The organism is Streptomyces sp. CY-1 (genome assembly GCF_047218265.1).
Lineage (GTDB): Bacteria > Actinomycetota > Actinomycetes > Streptomycetales > Streptomycetaceae > Streptomyces > Streptomyces niphimycinicus.
In genome coordinates, this window is sequence record NZ_CP178393.1 from 10,674,602 (window position 1) to 10,694,685 (window position 20,084).

2 protein-coding genes (1 of these 2 cut by a window edge) are annotated in these 20,084 nt (G+C 71.2%); both read left to right on the forward strand.

Going from position 1 to position 20,084, the window contains the following annotated elements:
• Positions 1-9,915, forward strand: a complete 9,915-nt coding sequence (locus tag ACK1X7_RS45135) for an amino acid adenylation domain-containing protein (protein ID WP_413116667.1) — start codon at positions 1-3, stop codon at positions 9,913-9,915.
• Positions 9,912-20,084, forward strand: partial view of a non-ribosomal peptide synthase/polyketide synthase gene (locus ACK1X7_RS45140; protein ID WP_413116668.1) — the start only. It continues 10,305 nt past the right edge of the window; only the first 10,173 of its 20,478 coding nucleotides appear in the window; the start codon lies at positions 9,912-9,914; its stop codon lies off the right edge, out of view. The genes ACK1X7_RS45135 and ACK1X7_RS45140 overlap by 4 nt, the downstream gene beginning before the upstream one ends.

Below are 20,084 nucleotides of genomic sequence, written 5' to 3' on the forward strand. Positions count from 1 at the left end.
ATGTCCGACGCCGCCCGTACGCTCCGTCGACCCGTAAGCGCCGCCCAGTTGGGCATGTGGGTCGCCCAGCAACTGGAGCCGGACAGCCCCCTCTACAACTGCGGCGCCTATCTGGAGATCAACGGTCCGATCGACCCGGACGTCCTCCACGAGGCGGTACGGCGAGCCGTCGACGAGACCGAGGCACTGCGGTCGCACCTCACCGAGGACACCGACACCACCGACACCACCGACGAGACCCGGCTGTTCCAGCTCGTCGCGCCCGCCGAGCCGACGTCCCTGTGCGTGCGCGACCTGCGCGACGCGGCGGACCCGGAGGCCACGGCGCACGCGTGGATGAACGCGGAGATGCTCAAGCCCTTCGACCTCGGCCACGGCCCCCTGAGCGATCAGACCCTGCTGCTCCTGGCCGACGACCGGTCCTTCTACTTCCACCGCTACCACCACGCCGTCCTCGACGCGTTCGGCCAGGCCGTGTACGGCGCGCGGGTCGCGGCCCTCTACACCGCCCTGATCAGCGGTACCGAGCCCCCCGCGACCGGCTTCGCCACCCTCGACCGGGTGATCGCCGAGGAGGCCGGTTATCCGGGCTCGCGCCGCTATGCCCAGGACCGGGCCTACTGGCTCGACCTGTTCGAGGAGCTGCCCGAGCCGGTGGCGCTCGCGGGACGTTCCGCGGGCAGCACCCACAGCAGTCTGCGCCGCATCCTCACCCTGCCGACCGCCCTGGCCGATCGGCTCACCGCGCTGGGCGGCCGGCTTCGCGCGCAGTGGCCGGCCGTCGCCATCGCGGCCACAGCCGTCCTCTATCACCGCCTGACCGGCCGCACGGACCTCACCTTCTCGCTGCCTCTGGCAGGCCGCACCGGCCGGGTGTCGCTGACCACGCCGAGCGCGATGGTCAACGTCCTGCCCATCCGGGTGGCCGCCACGCCGGGGACCACGTTCACGGAGCTGGTCGCGTCGGTGTCCCGCTCGCTGGCCGATGTCGTCAGGCACCAGCGGTTCCGGGGCGAGGAACTCGTCAGGGAACTCGGGCTCTCCGGCGGCCGTCAGGCCCGCCTCGGCCCGACGCTCAACGTGGTGGCCTACGTCGACGAACTCCTCTTCGGCGACAGCCCGGCCACTCCCCACCCCCTGTCCACCGGGCCCGTCAACGACCTGAAGATCAACTTCTATGGCGCGGCAGGCTCCGGCACGGGCATCCGCGTGGAGTTCGACGCCGACCCGTCCCTCTACGACGAACGAGAAATCGCCGCCCACCAGGAACGGCTGGTGCGGGTGCTGGAGTGGGCCGCGGAGGACCCCGAGCGTCGCATCGGCGACGTGGAGTTGCTCGACGCGGTGGAGCGCGAGCGGTTGCTGGTCGGGTGGAATGGTGAGTCGCGGGATGTGCGGGATGTGTCGTTGCCCGTGCTCTTCGGGGAGCAGGTGGCGCGAACACCGGACGCGGTGGCGGTGGTGTGTGATGACGTCCGGTTGACCTACTCCGAACTGGACGCGTGGTCGAATCGGGTGGCGCGGTGGCTGGTGGGGCAGGGGGTGGGGCCGGAGTCGTTTGTGGCGGTGGTGCTGCCCCGGTCGGTGGAGCTGGTGGTGGCGCTGCTGGGTGTGCTGAAGGCGGGTGGTGCGTATGTGCCGGTGGATCCGGAGTATCCGGCCGAGCGGATAGCGCACATCCTGGGCGATGCACGGCCGGTGCTGGTCATCGACGATGCGGCGGCGCTCGCGGCGGCTGACGAGTATCCGGATGAGCGCGTGCAGGCGATCAACGCCCTCAACACCTCCGCGTATGTGATTTACACGTCGGGTTCGACGGGTCGGCCGAAGGGTGTGGTGGTCGAGCATCGTTCGGTGGGGGCGTATCTGGAGCGGGCGCGGGAGGTGTATCCGGATGCGTCGGGTACGGCGTTGCTGCATTCGTCGGTGGCGTTCGATCTGACGGTGACGGCGTTGTACACCCCGTTGGTGAGTGGTGGCCGGGTGGTGCTGGCGGATCTCGATGAGCAGGTGGCCGGTGTCGCTCAGCCGTCGTTTATGAAGGTCACCCCCTCCCATCTGGGGCTGTTGGAAGCGTTGCCGGAGGGTGTGTCGCCGTCGGGGACGTTGATCACCGGTGGTGAGGCGCTGGTGGGTGAGGCGCTGGCGTCGTGGCGGGCCGCGCATCCGGATGTGACGGTGGTCAATGCGTACGGTCCCACCGAGGCGACGGTCAACTGCACCGACTTCCGCATCGAGCCTGGTCAGGAACTGGTGAGCGGTGCGGTGCCGATCGGGCGGCCGTTCTGGAACACACGGGCCTATGTGCTGGACGCGTCGTTGCGTCCGGTGCCGCCGGGGGTGGCGGGTGAGCTGTACGTCGGTGGTGTGGTTCTGGCACGTGGCTACTGGCGTCGTGCGGATCTGACGGCGGAGCGGTTCACCGCTGATCCGTTTGGTCCGGCGGGTGCGCGGATGTATCGCACGGGTGATGTGGCGCGGTGGAACGCCGATGGTCAGTTGGTGTATGTGGGTCGGGTCGATGATCAGGTCAAGGTGCGTGGGTTCCGTATCGAGCTGGGCGAGATCCAGGCCGTTCTCGCTTCTCATGGTGAGGTGGCCCAGGCCGCGGTGGTCGTGCGGGAGGATCGGGCCGGGGATCAGCGGCTGGTCGCCTATGTGGTGGCGGATTCCCACGTTTCCGATGCGGCCCTGCGGGAGCACGCCGCCGGGTTGCTGCCGGACTACATGGTGCCCTCGGCGTTCGTCACCCTCGCCGAGCTGCCGCTGACGCCGAACGGGAAGCTGGACCGGCGTGCCCTGCCCGCGCCCGACTACGGTTCGGAGACCGCCACCGGCCGGGCCCCGCGTTCGCCGCGCGAGGAGATCCTGTGCGGTCTGTTCGCCGAGGTGCTGGGCGTGGACTCGGTCACCATCGACGACGACTTCTTCCGCCTCGGCGGTCACTCCCTCCTCGCGACGAAGCTCGTCAGCCGCATCCGTAGCGTCATGGACGCCGAACTGCCCATCCGGCAGCTCTTCGAGACCCCCACCGTCGCGGGCATCTCCGCCACCCTGGACCGGACGGCCCTCGGCACCTCCGCCGCCCGCCCCGCCCTGGTCGCGACCGCGCGCCCGTCCCGCGTCCCCGTCTCGTACGCCCAGGCCCGCCTCCGCTTCCTGGACCTGCTGGGCGATGGAAGCACCGCCTACAACGCGCCCGGCGCGCTCCGGCTGACCGGCCCTCTGGACCGGGAGGCGCTGCGCCTGGCCCTGGAGGATGTGGTCGCCCGCCACGAGAGCCTGCGCACCGTCTTCGCCGAGGACGAGGAAGGCTTCACCCAGATCGTCCTGGAACCGGGTCACGCCCCGGTCGATCCCGGCGTGCGGACGGTGGACGAGGCCCGGCTCGCGGCCGAGCTGCTGGCCGAGGCCCGGTACGTCTTCGATCTGGCCCATGAACCACCGCTGCGGGTCACGCTGTTCGAACTGGGGCCGGACGAGCATGTACTGCTGCTCCTGCTGCACCACATCGCGGGCGACGGCTGGTCGATGCGGCCACTGGCGCGTGATGTGGCGACGGCGTACACGGCGCGCGTCGAGTCGGGCGAGGCCCCGCGGTGGGAGCCGCTGCCGGTGCAGTACGCCGACTACAGCCTCTGGCAGCGGGCGGTCCTGGGCCGGGAGGACGATCCCGGCAGCGAACTCTCCCGCCAGCTCGCCTACTGGACCACCGCCCTGGCCGGTATTCCGGACGAGCTGGCGCTGCCCGCCGACCGGGCGCGTACCGACGAGCTGACGCAGCGCGGTGGCCAGGACTCCTTCCGCATCCCGGCCGAACTCCATCAGGCGCTGTACGGGCTGGCCCGCGAGACCCGTTCCAGCCTGTTCATGGTGTTGCAGGCGGGGCTCGCGGCGCTGCTGACCCGGCTCGGCGCGGGCACCGACATCCCCATCGGCACACCGATCGCCGGCCGTACCGACACCGCGGTCGAGGAACTGGTCGGGTTCTTCGCCAATACGCTGGTGCTGCGCACGGACACCTCGGGCGATCCGACGTTCGGCGAGCTGATCGGGCGGGTCCGGGAGCGGAGCCTGGCGGCGTACGCCCATCAGGACCTGCCGTTCGAGCGGCTGGTGGAGGTGCTCAACCCGGAGCGCTCGCTCTCCCGGCACCCGCTCTTCCAGGTGTCGCTCTCGCTCCACCACACCGACCCCCGGGCCACGGTCGCCGAGGTCGCCCGGCTGCCGGGGCTCGCCGTGGAGCTGGAGCGGCTGCCGATCGAGGACACCAAGTTCGACCTCAACTTCGAGCTGACCGAGCGGTTCGACGACGCGGGGAGGCCCGCGGGAATCGCCGCCGACCTGGAGTTCAGCGCCGAACTCTTCGAGCCGGACACGGCCCGCACCCTCCGGGATCGCTACCTGCGGCTGCTGGCCGCCATGGTCGGGGAACCGGACCGGCCGGTCTTCGCGGCGGAGATACTCGACGCCGCCGAGCGGACGGCCGTCCTCGAGGAGTGGAACGACATCCGGCGCCCGGGTGTGGCCGCCGTGCTGTCACGGGTGGAACTGCCCGAGGCGGTGAGCGGCACCCGGGCCTATGTACTGGACGAGACCCTCCGCCCGGTGGCCCCCGGCGTCCCCGGACAGCTCTACGTGGCGTACCCGAGCCCGGCCCCGGGCGGCGCGGACGCCGCCGGCCCCGGTACCGCCGACGCCGACCGGCCGCTCCCGTGCCCCTTCGACCAGGGCAGCGCGATGCACCGCACCGGCCGGGTGGCCCGCTGGTCCCCCGACGGGGAGCTGCGGCTGGTCGAGACCCCCGCCGAGCGGCCGGACGAGGCCGCCGTACCCGACCGGCGGACCGAGCCGTCCCGGGCGCCGCGCAGCCCGCGGGAACAGATCCTGTGCACCCTCTTCGCCGAGCTGCTGGGCGTCCCCGCCGTGGGCATCGACGACGACTTCTTCGCCGGCGGCGGCCATTCCCTGTCCGCCGTACGGCTGCTCAGCCGCGTACGCTCGGTGCTCGGCGTGGAGATCTCCATCCGCCGGCTCTTCGAGAACCCGACCGTCGCGGGACTGTCCGCGGTGATCGACGAGGCGTCCGGCGCCCGGCCTCCCGTGACCCCCGCCCAGCGCCCGCCCCGCCTTCCGCTGTCGTACGCGCAGCAGCGACTGTGGTTCCTGCACAACCTGGAGGGCCCCAGCGCCACCTACAACATCCCGGTCACCCTGCGGCTCGTCGGCACCCTGGACCGCACCGCGCTGCGCCTGGCCCTCGGTGATGTCGTCGCCCGCCATGAGAGCCTGCGCACGCTGTTCGCGCAGGAGACCGAGGAGGGGACCGGCGCGCGGCAGGTCATCCTGCCCGCCGCGCAGGCCCGACCGGAGCTGATCGAGGAGACGGTCACCCCCGAGGAACTGGACGACAAGGTGCGGGCCGCGGCCTCCCACCCGTTCGACCTCACCCGTGAACTGCCCGTCCGCGGCTGGCTGTTCACCACGCACACCGGCGAGTGCGTCCTCGTCCTGGCGCTCCACCACATCGCGGGCGACGGCTGGTCGCTCGGCCCGCTGGCCCGCGATCTGTCCTCCGCGTACACGGCGCGCGTCGAGTCGGGCCAGGCCCCGCGGTGGGAGCCGCTGCCGGTGCAGTACGCCGACTACACCCTGTGGCAGCGACAGGTGCTCGGTGCCGAGGACGACCCCGACAGCGAGATCTCCCGCCAACTCGCCCACTGGAAGCGGGCGCTCGCGGATCTCCCGGCGGAACTGGAGCTGCCCACCGACCGGCCCCGGCCGCCGCGCCAGTCCCACCAGGGCGGGCGGGTCGCCTTCGAGGTCCCCGCGGAGCTGCACGCGGGTCTCGCGGACCTGGCGCGCGACACCCGGTCGAGCCTGTTCATGGTGGTGCAGGCGGCCCTGGCGACGCTGCTGACCCGGCTCGGGGCCGGTACCGACGTACCGATCGGCAGCCCCATCGCGGGGCGTACCGACGCCGCCGTGGAGGACCTGGTCGGATTCTTCGTCAACACGCTGGTGCTGCGCACCGACACCTCCGGCGACCCCGCCTTCAGCCAACTCGTCGGCCGGGTCCGCGAGACCAACCTGGGCGCCTACGCGCATCAGGACCTGCCGTTCGAGCGGCTCGTCGAGGTGCTGAGCCCCGTCCGCTCGCTCGCCCGGCACCCCCTGTTCCAGGTGCTGCTCGGCTTCGACAACAACCAGGACGCCCTCGAAGTGCTGAGGCTGCCGGGCCTGACCATGGACGTACGGGCCCCGGAGACCGGCCGCGCCAAGTTCGACCTCGCGTTCTTCTTCGACCAGACCTACGGGCCCACGGGCGAGCCGACCGGTATGCACGCGGCAGTCGAGTACAACGCCGACCTCTTCGACCGGGAGACCGCCGACGGCTTCGCCGCCCGACTGCTGCGGGTGCTCGAAGGCGTCGTGGCCGACCCGGAGGCCCCCATCGGGCGGCTCGACATTCTGACCCGCGCCGAAACCCGGCACATCCTGGATGACTGGATGGGAACCCCGCGCGAGGTGCCTCCGCACACCGTGCCCGCACTGTTCGAGCGGCAGACCGCCGAGGTGCCCCGTGCCACCGCGCTGATCTCCGAGGACGCCACCCTGTCCTACGCGGAGCTCAACGCCCGGGCCAACCGGCTGGCTCGGCTCATGGCCGCCGAGGGAATCGGGGGCGAGGACATCGTGACCATCGCCCTGCCCCGGTCGGCGGAGATGATCGTCTCCCTGGTCGCCGTCCTCAAGACGGGCGCCGCCTACCTCACCCTCGACACCTCGGCCCCCGAGCAGCGGCTGCGCGCCATTGTCGAGGACTGCGCGCCCCGCGCCCTGATCACCGACGCGGCCACCCGCCCCCTCCTGGGCACCGGACCGGCCCGCTGCCTCGTCCTGGACGACCCGGCGACCGTACGGGCGCTCGCCGACGCCCCGGCCACCGACCTCACGGACGACGACCGCGTCCGCCCGCTCGACCCGCGCCATCCGGCGTACGTCGTCTACACCTCGGGCTCCACCGGGACCCCCAAGGGTGTGGTGATGCCGATGGCGTCGCTGATGAACCTGCTCGCCTGGCACACCGACACCTACAGCGGCGGCGTCGGCACCCGCACCGCCCAGTTCCTCGCCGTCGCCTTCGACTTCGCGGTACAGGAGATCCTCCAGGCGCTGGTGGCGGGCAAAACACTCGTCCTGCCCGAGGAACACGTCCGGCGCGACGCCTACGAACTGGTCGGCTGGATCGCCCGCCACGGTGTCAATGAGCTGTTCGCGCCCACCTTGATGATCGACGCGGTGCTCGCCGCCGCCGAGGACCGCGGCGAACCACTGGACTCGCTCACCGACATCTTCCAAGGCGGCGAGCAGTTCCGGCTCAGCGGCGAGCTCCGCCGGTTCTGTGCCGGCGACTGGCGCCATATGGCGCACAACATCTACGGCCCGGCCGAGACCCACGCGGCCACCTCCACCACGCTCCCCGAGGACACCGACGAGTGGCCCTCGGCCGCGTCCATCGGCCAGCCGCTGTGGAACGCCCAGGTCCATGTGCTCGACGCGAACTTGCGGCCGGTGCCGCCCGGTGTGCGCGGGGAGCTCTACATCGGCGGCGCCCAGATCGCCCGCGGCTATCTGCACCGGCCCGGCCGCACCGCCGAACGCTTCGTCGCCACACCGTTCGGCGCCCCCGGCTCCCGGATGTACCGGACCGGTGACATCGTGTGCTGGAACCGCCTGGGGCAACTGGAGTTCCTGGGCCGCGTCGACGACCAGGTGAAGATCGGCGGTTTCCGCGTCGAACCCGGCGAGGTCGAGGCCGTGCTCGGCGACCATCCGAGCGTGGACACGGCGGTCGTCGTCACCCGCGAGGACACCCCCGGAACGACCCGGCTGGTCGCCTACGTCGTACCGGAAGGTGTCCACGACGAAGCCGACCTCGTGCCCACCCTGCGCACCCACCTCGAACAGCACCTGCCGCACTACATGGTCCCCTCGGCCGTGACGGTCCTGTCCGAACTGCCCCTCACCGCCAACGGAAAGCTCGACCGGCGCGCGCTCCCCGCCCCCGCCACCGACCGCGACGGCACGGGCCGGGGCCCGCGCACCGAGCGGGAGAAGACGCTGTGCGGGCTGTTCGCCGAGGTGCTGGGGCTGGACGGGGTCGGCATCGACGAGGGCTTCTTCGACCTCGGCGGCGACAGCATCATGTCCATCCAGATGGTCGGCCGGGCCCGGCGCGCCGGACTCGAACTGTCGGTCCGCGACATCTTCGAGCACCGCACCGTGGCCGCGCTCGCCGAGGTCGTCACGGAGGTGGAGGGAGTCGCCGCCGAGGAGCCGGGCGCCGGCATCGGCGAGGTGCCCCTCACCCCGATCGCGCACTGGCTGCTGCGGCGCGGCGAGGACCTGGACGGGTTCAACATGTCCGTCGTCCTCCAGACCCCCGCGGCACTGCGCCTGGACACCCTCACCCAGTCCCTCCAGGCGCTCCTCGACCACCACGACGCCCTGCGGGCCCGGCTCACCGCCGGACCCGAACGCCGAATGGAGATACGGGAACCCGGCACGGTCGACGCCGCGCCGCTGGTGCGCCGGGTGACGGTCGACGGACAGGACGGCCGGCACCTGGACGAAACCGCACTCGGCGCGCTGGTACGGGCGGAGGGCGAGAGCGCCAGGGACCGGCTCGACCTGGACCGGGGCACGGTCGTACAGGCCGTGTGGTTCGACCGTGGCGCGGACACCCCGGGCCTGCTGCTCCTCCTCGTCCACCACCTGGTCGTCGACGGAGTGTCCTGGCGCATCCTGGTGCCCGACCTCGCGGAGGCCCACGAGGCCATCGCCGCCGGCCGCACCCCCGAACTCCAGCCCGTGGGCACCTCGCTGCGCCGCTGGGCCCAGCGGCTGACCGAGGAAGCGGCCGCACCGACCTGGGTCGCCGACGCCGCCTGGTGGCAGGAAACGCTCCGCAAGGAGGACCGCGGGCTCGGGCGCCGGGCGCTGGATCCCGCCCGGGACACGACCGCGGCCGCCGGCCGGGTCAGCGTCACCCTCCCGGTGAATGTCACCGAAGCCGTGCTGACCCGAGTGCCCGCCGCGTTCAACGCCGAGGTCAATGACGTTCTGCTGACCGCGTTCACCCTGGCGTGGGAACAGTGGCGCGGGGACACCGGCCTCCTCCTCGACCTGGAGGGCCACGGCCGCGAGGAACACCTCGTGCGCGGCGCCGACCTGTCCCGCACGGTCGGCTGGTTCACCAACCTCTACCCCGTGCGCCTGGAGACGGGCGCCGCCGACCTAGCCGAGGCGTTCGCGGGCGGGCGCAGCGCCGGAGACATCCTCAAACGCGTCAAGGAACAACTGAGGGCGGTGCCGGACAAGGGCATGGGCTACGGCCTCGTCCGTCACCTCAACCTCGCCACGGCCGAGGGGTTCGACGGGCTGCGGGACCCGCAGGTCGCCTTCAACTACCTGGGGCGCTTCTCCACCGCCGCCGCCGGACAGAACGCCGACTGGACCCCGCTCATCGGCATCGACGGCGTCGCCGGCGACCCGCCGCACCTGCCGCTCGCCCACGCCCTGGAGCTCAACGCCCGTACACACGACGGCCCCCAGGGATCGCAGCTCGTCGCCTACTGGAGCTGGGCCGCGGGGATCCTGGACGAGGACGAGGTCCGCGAACTGGCCGACCTGTGGTTCCGGGCACTCCAAGCTCTCGTGGCCCACGCCGAGAACCCCGAGGCCGGTGGGCTCACCCCCTCCGACGTCTCCCTGTCCTCGATCACCCAGGACGAGATCGAGGCGTTCGAGGACGAACTCGGCGACCTTTTCGACGACCTGCCGGACGACGAAGAGCCGGCCGCATACGACGACGTACACGCTCCTGAAGACGAAGAAGAGGCCCGCAAGTGAGTCGCACCCCGCGGAAGATCGAGGACATCCTGCCGCTGGCCCCGCTCCACGAGGGCCTGCTCTTCCACAGCGTCTACGACCAGGGCGAACTCGACCCCTACGTCGTCCAGGCCGCCTTCGACATCGAGGGCCCGCTGGACACGGCCACCCTGCGCGCCGCCGCCGAAGCCCTCCTGGCCCGCCACGCCACCCTGCGCGCCGCCTTCCGCCAGCGCAAGAACGGCGACTGGGCGCAAGTGGTGATGCGTACCGTGCCGCTGCCCTGGACCGAGACCGACCTGACCGCGCTGCCCGAGGACGGGCGGACCGCTGCCGCGGCCGAGGCCATGGCCGCCGACCGGAGCACCCGGATCGACGTGACCCGGCCCCCGCTGCTGCGCTTCACACTCCTCCGGCTCGGCCCCTCGCTCCACCGCCTGGTGCTGACCAACCACCACCTGGTGCTGGACGGCTGGTCGCTGCCGGTCCTGATGGCCGAACTGTGCGCGCTCTACGACGCCCACGGCGACGACAGCGCCATGCCCCGGGTACGCCCCTACCGCGACTACCTCGGCTGGCTGGCGGCGCAGGACCGCGAGGCGGCCCGCACCGCCTGGCGCGAGGCGTTCGCCGACCTCGCCGAACCCAGCCCGGTGGCCCCCGGAATCGCCCGCACCACGGTCGCGTCCGCCGAGGTCCTCGCCTCCTTCTCCCGGTCCGACACCGCCGCCCTCACCGAGATCGCCCGCAGCCGAGGCATCACCCTCAACACCGTCGTACAGACCGCCTGGGCGATCACCCTCGGCCGGCACACCGGCCGCGACGACATCGTCTTCGGCACCACCGTCTCCGGGCGCCCGCCGCAGATCGACGGCGTCGAACGGATGGTGGGCCTGTTCATCAACACCCTGCCCACCCGGATCCGGCTGCGAGCCGCCGAACCGTTCGCCGAACTCCTCACCCGCGTCCAGGCCGAGCAGACCCGCCTCACCCCGCATCAGCACCTCGAACTCGCCGAGATCCAGCGCACGGTGGGCCACGGCGAGCTCTTCGACACCTCAATGGTGTTCCAGAACTATCCCGTCGACCGCGCCACCACCGCCGAAGAGGGCATCGCCGCTGCCGTCCGCCTCGTCCCCGGCAAGGACCGCGAAGCCACCCACTACCCGCTGATGCTGGTCGGCTCCGCACGCGACACCATGCTGTTCAGGCTCAACTACCGGCCCGATGTCTTCGAGGAAGCCGCCGCCCAGCGCGTCCTGGACCGCTTTGTGCGGATCCTGCACGCCCTGGTCGCCGATCCCGAGCTGCCGCTCGGCCGCATCGATGTGCTGGATGAGGCCGAGGCGCGGTCGGTGTTGTGGGATTGGAATGACACGGCGGGTGAGGTGCCGGGTCGTTCGGTGGTGGAGCTGTTCGGGGAGCGGGTGGCGCGGACGCCGGATGCGGTGGCGGTGGTGGCGGGTGGTGTGTCGCTGTCGTATGGCGAGCTGGATGTCCGTGCGGGGCGTTTGGCGCGGTTGCTGGTCGACCGTGGGGTGGGGCCCGAGCGTTTTGTGGCGGTGGCGTTGCCGAGGTCGGTGGATCTGGTGGTGGCGTTGCTCGCGGTGTGGAAGGCGGGGGCGGCGTATCTCCCGCTGGACACCGAGTATCCGGCCGACCGGCTGGCGTACATGCTTCAGGACGCCGCACCGGCCCTTGTCCTGACCACGGGTGAGCTGGTGGGTGTGCTGCCGGATGTGGATGTTCCGCGTGTGCTGCTGGACGCGCCCGAGATCGCCGAGGAGCTTTCCCGGACGGCGGGGGAGAGGCGGATCGCTTCTCCGGCGGTGTCGCATGCGGCGTATGTGATCTACACGTCGGGGTCGACGGGGCGGCCCAAGGGTGTGGTGGTGCCGCAGGGGCCGCTGGCCAACTTCGCGGTGGCGATGGCCGGGCGGCTCCAGCTCACGGGCGAGGACCGTCTGCTGGCGGTGACCACGGTGGGCTTCGACATCGCGGGGCTGGAGCTGTTCGTGCCCCTGCTGTCCGGCGCCGCGGTGGTGGTGGCCGAGCGCGATGTGGTGCGCGATCCGGTGGCCTTGTGTGGGCTGGTGTCGGCTGAGCGGGTGTCGGTGATGCAGGCGACACCGAGTCTGTGGCGGGCGGTCCTGGCCGAGGACCCGGCCGTGCTGAGCGGTGTGCGGGTACTGGTGGGTGGCGAGGCACTGCCCGCCGATCTGGCGGTGGCGCTGGCCGAACGGGCCGAGTCGGTGACGAACATGTACGGCCCGACGGAGACCACCATCTGGTCGACGGCGTGGCCGGTCACATCGGAGGGGGCGGGTGCGCCGCGTATCGGGCGGCCGATCGCCAACACTCAGGTGTATGTGCTGGACGGCGGGTTGCGGCCGGTGCCGGTCGGGGTGCCGGGTGAGCTGTACATCGCGGGCGAGGGTGTGGTCCGTGGCTATCACGGGCGGTCGGGGCTGACGTCCGAGCGGTTCGTGGCCGATCCGTTCGACCGCACCGGCGGTGGGCGGATGTATCGCACCGGTGACCTGGTGCGCTGGACGGCCGAAGGTGAGCTGGAGTATCTCTCCCGGGTCGACGACCAGGTCAAGCTGCGTGGCTTCCGGATCGAGCTGGGCGAGATCGAGGCGGTACTGGCCGGGCAGGACGGCGTGGCCCAGGCCGCCGTCCTCGTGCGCGAGGACCGGCCCGGCGACAAGCGGCTGGTCGCCTATCTCGTCCCGGCGGCGGATGGCGGCGTGCCGAACGGCGCCGAGCTGCGCCGGCATATGGCCGCGCGGCTCCCCGACTACATGGTGCCCTCCGCGTTCATGACGCTGGACGCCTTCCCGCTGACGCCGAACGGCAAGCTGGACCGGCGCGCCCTGCCCGCGCCCGACTACGGACCGGGCTCCACGGGCGGCCGGGCCCCGCGCTCGCCGCGCGAGGAGATCCTGTGCGGTCTCTTCGCCGAGGTGCTGGGCCTGGAGTCGGTCACCATCGACGACGACTTCTTCGGCCTCGGTGGCCATTCGCTGCTGGCCACGAAGCTGGTCAGCCGGATCCGCTCGGTCCTGGACGTCGAATTGGCGGTGCGCCGGGTCTTCGAGGCCCCCACCGTCGCCGACCTCGCGGCCGTGCTGGACGTGTCCGCCGCGGTGCGCTCGCCGCTACGGGCGGTCGAACCGCGCCCGGCACGGCTGCCGCTGTCGCTGGCCCAGCAGCGGCTGTGGTTCCTGCATCAGTTCGAGGGGCCGAGTGCCACCTACAACATTCCGGTGGCGCTGCGGCTGAGCGGTGAGCTGGACGAGCGCGCGTTGCGGCTGGCCCTGGGCGATGTGGTGGCGCGGCACGAGAGCCTGCGCACGGTGTTCGCCGAGGACGCCGACGGCCCGTACCAGGTGGTCCGGGACGCCGAAGCGGTCCAGCTCGCCGTGGTACGGACCGACGAGACCCGGCTGCCCGCCGAACTCCTCGGCGCGGCCCGCCACGCCTTCGACCTCCGGACGGAAGGACCGCTGCGGGTCCGGCTGTTCGAGCTGGGCGACGACGCGCGTGTACTGCTGGTCGTCGCGCATCACATCGCGAGCGACGCGTGGTCGATGGGCCCGCTGGCCCGCGATCTGACCGGTGCCTACGCGGCGCGGGTCGGCTCCGGCGGGGCTCCCGGCTGGGAGCCGCTGCCGGTCCAGTACGCGGACTACAGCATCTGGCAGCGCGAGGTACTCGGCGCCGAGGACGACCCCGACAGTGAGATCACCCGCCAACTGGCCTACTGGAAGGCCGCGTTGGCCGACCTTCCGGAAGAGCTGCCGCTGCCGTTCGACCGCCCCCGTCCGGCAGCCGCCACCCACCAGGGCGACACCGTCACCCTCGACCTCGCTCCGGAGCTGCGCGAGAAGCTGACGCGGATCGCCCATGAGCGCCGGGCCAGCCTGTTCATGGTGGTGCAGGCGGCGCTGTCCACGCTGCTCACGCGCCTGGGCGCGGGGACGGACATCCCCCTCGGCACCCCCGTGGCCGGCCGTACCGATGACGCGCTGGACGACCTGGTCGGCTTCTTCGTGAACACGCTGGTGCTGCGCACGGACACCTCCGGTGACCCGACGTTCACGGAGCTGATCGAACGGGTGCGGGCGCGGGATCTGGAGGCGTACGCGTACCAGGACCTGCCCTTCGAGCGGCTGGTCGAGGTGGTCAACCCGGAGCGTTCGCTCTCCCGGCATCCGCTCTTCCAGACGATGCTCACGCTGAACAACACCGAGCAGGGCGCGGAAACCGCGGTGGCCTCGCTGCCGGGTCTGACCGTGGCGAGTGAGCCGGTGGCCGTGGGCGGGGCGAAGGTCGACCTGTCCTTCCGGCTGGGCGAGCGGCGGGTCGATGGCGCGGACGGGGGTGTGGTGCTGGAGGGGGCTCTGGACTTCAGCACCGACATGTTCGACCCGGCCACGGCTCAGCGCATCGCGGAGCGCTTCGTCCGCGTTCTGAGCGTGCTCGCCGAGGACCCCGAGCGTCGCATCGGCGAGGTGGAGTTGCTGGATGCTGCGGAGCGGGAGCGGTTGCTGGTCGAGTGGAATGGTGAGCCGCGGGGTGTACGGGGTGCCTCGTTGCCCGTGCTGTTCGCGGAGCAGGTGGCGCGGACACCGGATGCGGTGGCGGTGGTGTGCGACGGGCGTGAGGTGTCGTACGCGGAGTTGGACGCGTGGTCGAACCGAGTGGCCCGGTGGCTGATGGGGCAGGGCGTCGGGGCCGAGCGGTTTGTGGGTGTGGTGTTGCCGCGGTCGGTGGAATTGGTGGTGGCGCTGCTGGGTGTGGTGAAGGCTGGTGGTGCCTATGTGCCGGTGGATCCGGAGTATCCGGCCGAGCGCAAGGCTCATATCCTGGGCGATGCGCGGCCGGTGCTGGTGATCGATAAGGTCACGGATCTCCTGGCGGCCGAGGCGTACCGGGATGACCCGGTGGCAGCGGTGCGGGAGCTGTCGCTTCCGGCCTACGTGATTTACACATCGGGTTCGACGGGTCGGCCGAAGGGTGTGGTGGTCGAGCATCGTTCGGTGGGGGCGTATCTGGAGCGGGCGCGGGAGGTGTATGCGGATGCGTCGGGTACGGCGTTGCTGCATTCGTCGGTGGCGTTCGATCTGACGGTGACGGCGTTGTACACCCCGTTGGTGAGTGGTGGCCGGGTGGTGCTGGCGGATCTCGATGAGCAGGTGGCCGGTGTTGCTCAGCCGTCGTTTATGAAGGTCACCCCCTCCCATCTGGGGCTGCTGGAAGCGTTGCCGGAGGGTGTGTCGCCGTCGGGGACGTTGATCATCGGTGGTGAGGCGCTGGTGGGTGAGGCGCTGGCGTCGTGGCGGGCCGCCCATCCGGATGTGACGGTGGTCAACGCGTACGGTCCCACCGAGGCGACGGTCAACTGCACCGACTTCCGTATCGAACCGGGGCAGGCGGTCGCCGGTGGTGCGGTGCCGATCGGGCGGCCGTTCTGGAACACCCGCGCCTATGTGCTGGACGCGTCGTTGCGTCCGGTGCCGCCGGGAGTGGCGGGTGAACTGTACATCGCGGGAGCGGTGCTGGCACGTGGCTACTTGGGGCGTGCGGATCTGACCGCCGAGCGCTTCACCGCCGATCCATACGGCCCTGTGGGCGCGCGGATGTATCGCACGGGTGATGTGGCGCGTTGGAACGCCGATGGCCAACTGGTGTACGTGGGCCGGGTGGATGATCAGGTCAAGGTGCGGGGCTTCCGCATTGAGCTGGGCGAGATCCAGGCCGTGCTGCGTGGTCATCCCGAGGTGGCCCAGGCCGCGGTGGTCGTGCGGGAGGATCGGGCCGGGGACCAGCGGCTGGTCGCCTATGTGGTGGCGGATTCCCACGTTTCCGATGCGGCCCTGCGGGAGCACGCCGCCGGGTTGCTGCCGGACTACATGGTGCCCTCGGCGTTCGTCACCCTCGCCGAGCTGCCGCTGACGCCGAACGGGAAGCTGGACCGGCGTGCCCTGCCCGCGCCCGACTACGGTTCGGAGACCGCCACCGGCCGGGCCCCGCGTTCGCCGCGCGAGGAGATTCTGTGCGGTCTGTTCGCCGAGGTGCTGGGCGTGGACTCGGTCACCATCGACGATGACTTCTTCCGCCTCGGCGGTCATTCCCTCCTCGCGACGAAGCTCGTCAGCCGCATCCGTAGCGTCATGGACGCGGAACTGCCCATCCGGCAGCTCTTCGAGACCCCCACCGTCGCGGGCATCTCCACCGCTCTCGCGACGGATGGTGTCCGCCGGGGTGTGACCGTGGCCGATCCGCGGCCGGAGCGGATCCCGCTGTCGTATGCCCAGCAGCGGCTGTGGTTCCTGAATCAGTTCGAGGGTCCCAGCGCCACCTACAACTCTCCGGTCGCCCTGCGGCTGACCGGTCACCTGGACCGGGAGGCCCTGCGGCTGGCCCTGGGCGATGTGGTGGCCCGCCATGAGAGCCTGCGCACCGTCTTCACCGAGGACGCCGACGGCTCCCGGCAGATCGTGCTGCCCGCCGACGAGGTGCCTACGGAGCTTCCGGTGGTGGAGACCGACGAGCGGCGGCTGGACGAGGACCTGGCCGTCGCGGCGGCCTGTCCCTTCGACCTCGCGGCCGAAACTCCCTTCCGCGCAGTTCTGTTCGCGGTCGCGGAGGACGAGCATGTGCTGCTCGCCCTGACCCACCACATTGTCAGCGACGCGTGGTCGCGCGCCCCGCTGGCGCGTGACGTGGCGGCGGCGTACGCGGCCCGTGTCACCACCGGTGAGGCTCCCGTGCGTGAGCCGCTGCCGGTCCAGTACGCGGACTACAGCCTCTGGCAGCGCGATGTCCTGGGAGACGAGACCGACCCGGACAGCGAGATCTCGCGCCAGCTCGGTTACTGGACTGCCGCGCTGGCGGGCCTCCCGGACCAGTTGGAGCTGCCGTACGACCGGCCGCGGCCGTCCGTCGCCTCCTACCGCGGAGACCGCGTCCCCTTCCAGGTGTCCCCGGAGCTGTACGCGCGGATCAGCGAGCTGGCCGGACAGGCGCAGGCCAGCCCCTTCATGGTGCTTCAGGCAGCCCTCGCCGCCCTCCTCACGCGGCTGGGCGCGGGCACGGACATCGCCATCGGCACGCCGATCGCCGGCCGCACCGACACCTCGCTCGACGACCTCGTCGGCGTCTTCCTGAACACACTGGTGCTGCGCACGGACACCTCGGGGAACCCGGGCTTCACCGCACTCCTCCACCGGGTCCGTGAGACGAACCTCAGCGCCTACGCCCATCAGGACCTGCCCTTCGAGCGGCTGGTCGAGGTGCTCAACCCCGAGCGCTCGCTCGCCCGCCACCCGCTCTTCCAGGTGCTGCTGACCCTCAACAACACCGACTACCAAGGGGCATTGGACTCGCTGGACGGCCTTCCGGGGCTCACCGCCCACCGACAGCAGGTCGAGACGGCAGTGGCCAAGTTCGATCTCGCCTTCGGCTTCACCGAGAGCCATGACGAGGGCGGGCAGGTGTGTGCGCTGAACGGTGTCCTGGAGTTCAGCACCGACCTGTTCGACCGCACGACGGCCCAGACGTTCACCGAGCGACTCCTCCGGCTCCTGACCGAGGCCGTGGCCGAGCCGACCGCACCTGTGTCCCGCATCGATGTGCTGGATGAGGCCGAGGCGCGGTCGGTGTTGTGGGATTGGAATGACACGGCGGGTGAGGTGCCGGGTCGTTCGGTGGTGGAGCTGTTCGGGGAGCGGGTGGCGCGGACGCCGGATGCGGTGGCGGTGGTGGCGGGTGGTGTGTCGCTGTCGTATGGCGAGCTGGATGTCCGTGCGGGGCGTTTGGCGCGGTTGCTGGTCGACCGTGGGGTGGGGCCCGAGCGTTTTGTGGCGGTGGCGTTGCCGAGGTCGGTGGATCTGGTGGTGGCGTTGCTCGCGGTGTGGAAGGCGGGGGCGGCGTATCTCCCGCTGGACACCGAGTATCCGGCCGACCGGCTGGCGTACATGCTTCAGGACGCCGCACCGGCCCTTGTCCTGACCACGGGTGAGCTGGTGGGTGTGCTGCCGGATGTGGATGTTCCGCGTGTGCTGCTGGACGCGCCTCAGGTCGTGGAAGAGCTTGCCCGGGTAGGGGTGGCGGAGCGGGCGGCCACGGCCCCCGACACCTCCGCGTATGTGATCTACACGTCGGGGTCGACGGGGCGGCCCAAGGGTGTGGTGGTGCCGCAGGGGCCGCTGGCGAACTTCGCGGTGGCGATGGCCGGGCGGCTCCAGCTCACGGGCGAGGACCGTCTGCTGGCGGTGACCACGGTCGGGTTCGACATCGCGGGGCTGGAGCTGTTCGTGCCCCTGCTGTCCGGCGCCGCGGTGGTGGTGGCCGAACGGGATGTGGTGCGCGATCCGGTGGCCTTGTGTGGGCTGGTGTCGGCTGAGCGGGTGTCGGTGATGCAGGCGACACCGAGTCTGTGGCGGGCGGTCCTGGCCGAGGACCCGGCCGTGCTGAGCGGTGTGCGGGTGCTGGTGGGTGGTGAGGCGCTGCCCGCCGATCTGGCGGTGGCGCTGGCCGAGCGGGCCGGGTCGGTGACGAACATGTACGGCCCGACGGAGACCACCATCTGGTCGACGGCCTGGCCGGTCACCCCCGAGCGGGCGAGCAGCCCGCGCATCGGGCGGCCGATCGCCAACACTCAGGTGTATGTGCTGGACGGCGGGCTGCGGCCGGTGCCGGTCGGCGTGCCGGGCGAGCTGTATATCGCCGGTGCCGGTGTGGTGCGGGGCTATCACGGGCGTTCCGCCCTGACCTCGGAACGCTTCGTCGCCGATCCCTTCGGTGGTTCGGCGGGTGGGCGGATGTATCGCACCGGTGATGTGGTGCGGTGGACCGCCGATGGTGAGCTGGAGTATCTGTCGCGGGTCGATGACCAGGTCAAGCTGCGTGGTTTCCGGATCGAGCTGGGCGAGATCGAGGCGGTGCTGGCCGGGCACGACCAGGTCGGGCAGGCCGCTGTCCTGGTGCGTGAGGACCGGCCCGGTGACAGGGGCCTTGTCGCCTATGTCGTCCCGGCGACGGCGGACACCGGCCTGATAAGCGCTGATGTGCGCGAACACATCGCGACCCAGTTGCCCGGCTATATGGTGCCGTCCGCGTTCGTCACGCTGGACGCCTTCCCGCTGACGGCGAACGGCAAGCTGAACCGCCGTGCCCTGCCCGCGCCCGACTACGGCCCGGAGGGCACGGGAGGCCGGGCCCCGCGTTCGCCGCGCGAGGAGATCCTGTGCGGTCTGTTCGCCGAGGTCCTGGGCGTGGAGTCCGTCACCATCGATGACGACTTCTTCCACCTCGGCGGTCACTCCCTGCTTGCCACCAAGCTGGTCAGCCGCATCCGTACCGTCCTGGACGTCGAGCTGGCGGTGCGCCGTGTCTTCGAGGCGCCGACGGTTGCCGAGCTTGCGGGTGTGCTGGACGCGTCGGCGGTGGTGCGGTCTGCGGTACGGGCGGTGGTGCCGCGTCCGGCGCGGTTGCCGTTGTCGCTGGCGCAGCAGCGTTTGTGGTTCCTGTACCAGTTCGAGGGTCCCAGTGCGACGTACAACATTCCGGTGGCGTTGCGGCTGAGGGGCGCACTGGACGAGGGTGCGTTGCGGTCGGCGCTGGGTGATGTGGTGGCGCGGCACGAGAGCCTGCGCACGGTGTTCGCCGAGGGCGCCGACGGCCCGTATCAAACGGTTCTGGACACCGCGGAAGTAGAACTGACGGTGGCCGCGACCGACAGGGAAGCGGTCCACGAAGAACTGAGCCACGCGATACGGACTCCCTTCGACCTCACGGACGACGTGCCGTTGCGCGCCTGGCTGTTCCGGCTCGGCGATGATGAGCAGGTGCTGCTGCTCGTGGCGCACCACATCGCGAGTGACGCCTGGTCGATGGGCCCGCTGGCCCGTGATCTGACGGCGGCGTACGCGACCCGCGTCACCACCGGCGACGCTCCCGGGTGGGAGCCGCTGCCGGTGCAGTACGCGGACTACAGCATCTGGCAGCGCCGGATGCTGGGCGCGGAGGACCACGCAGACAGCGAGATCAACCGCCAACTGGCCTACTGGAAGGCCGCCTTGGCGGACCTCCCGGAGGAGCTGCCGCTGCCCTTCGACCGGCCGCGGCCGGCGACCTCCTCGTACGAGGGTGACCGGATCACCTTCGAGGTGCCGTCCGGC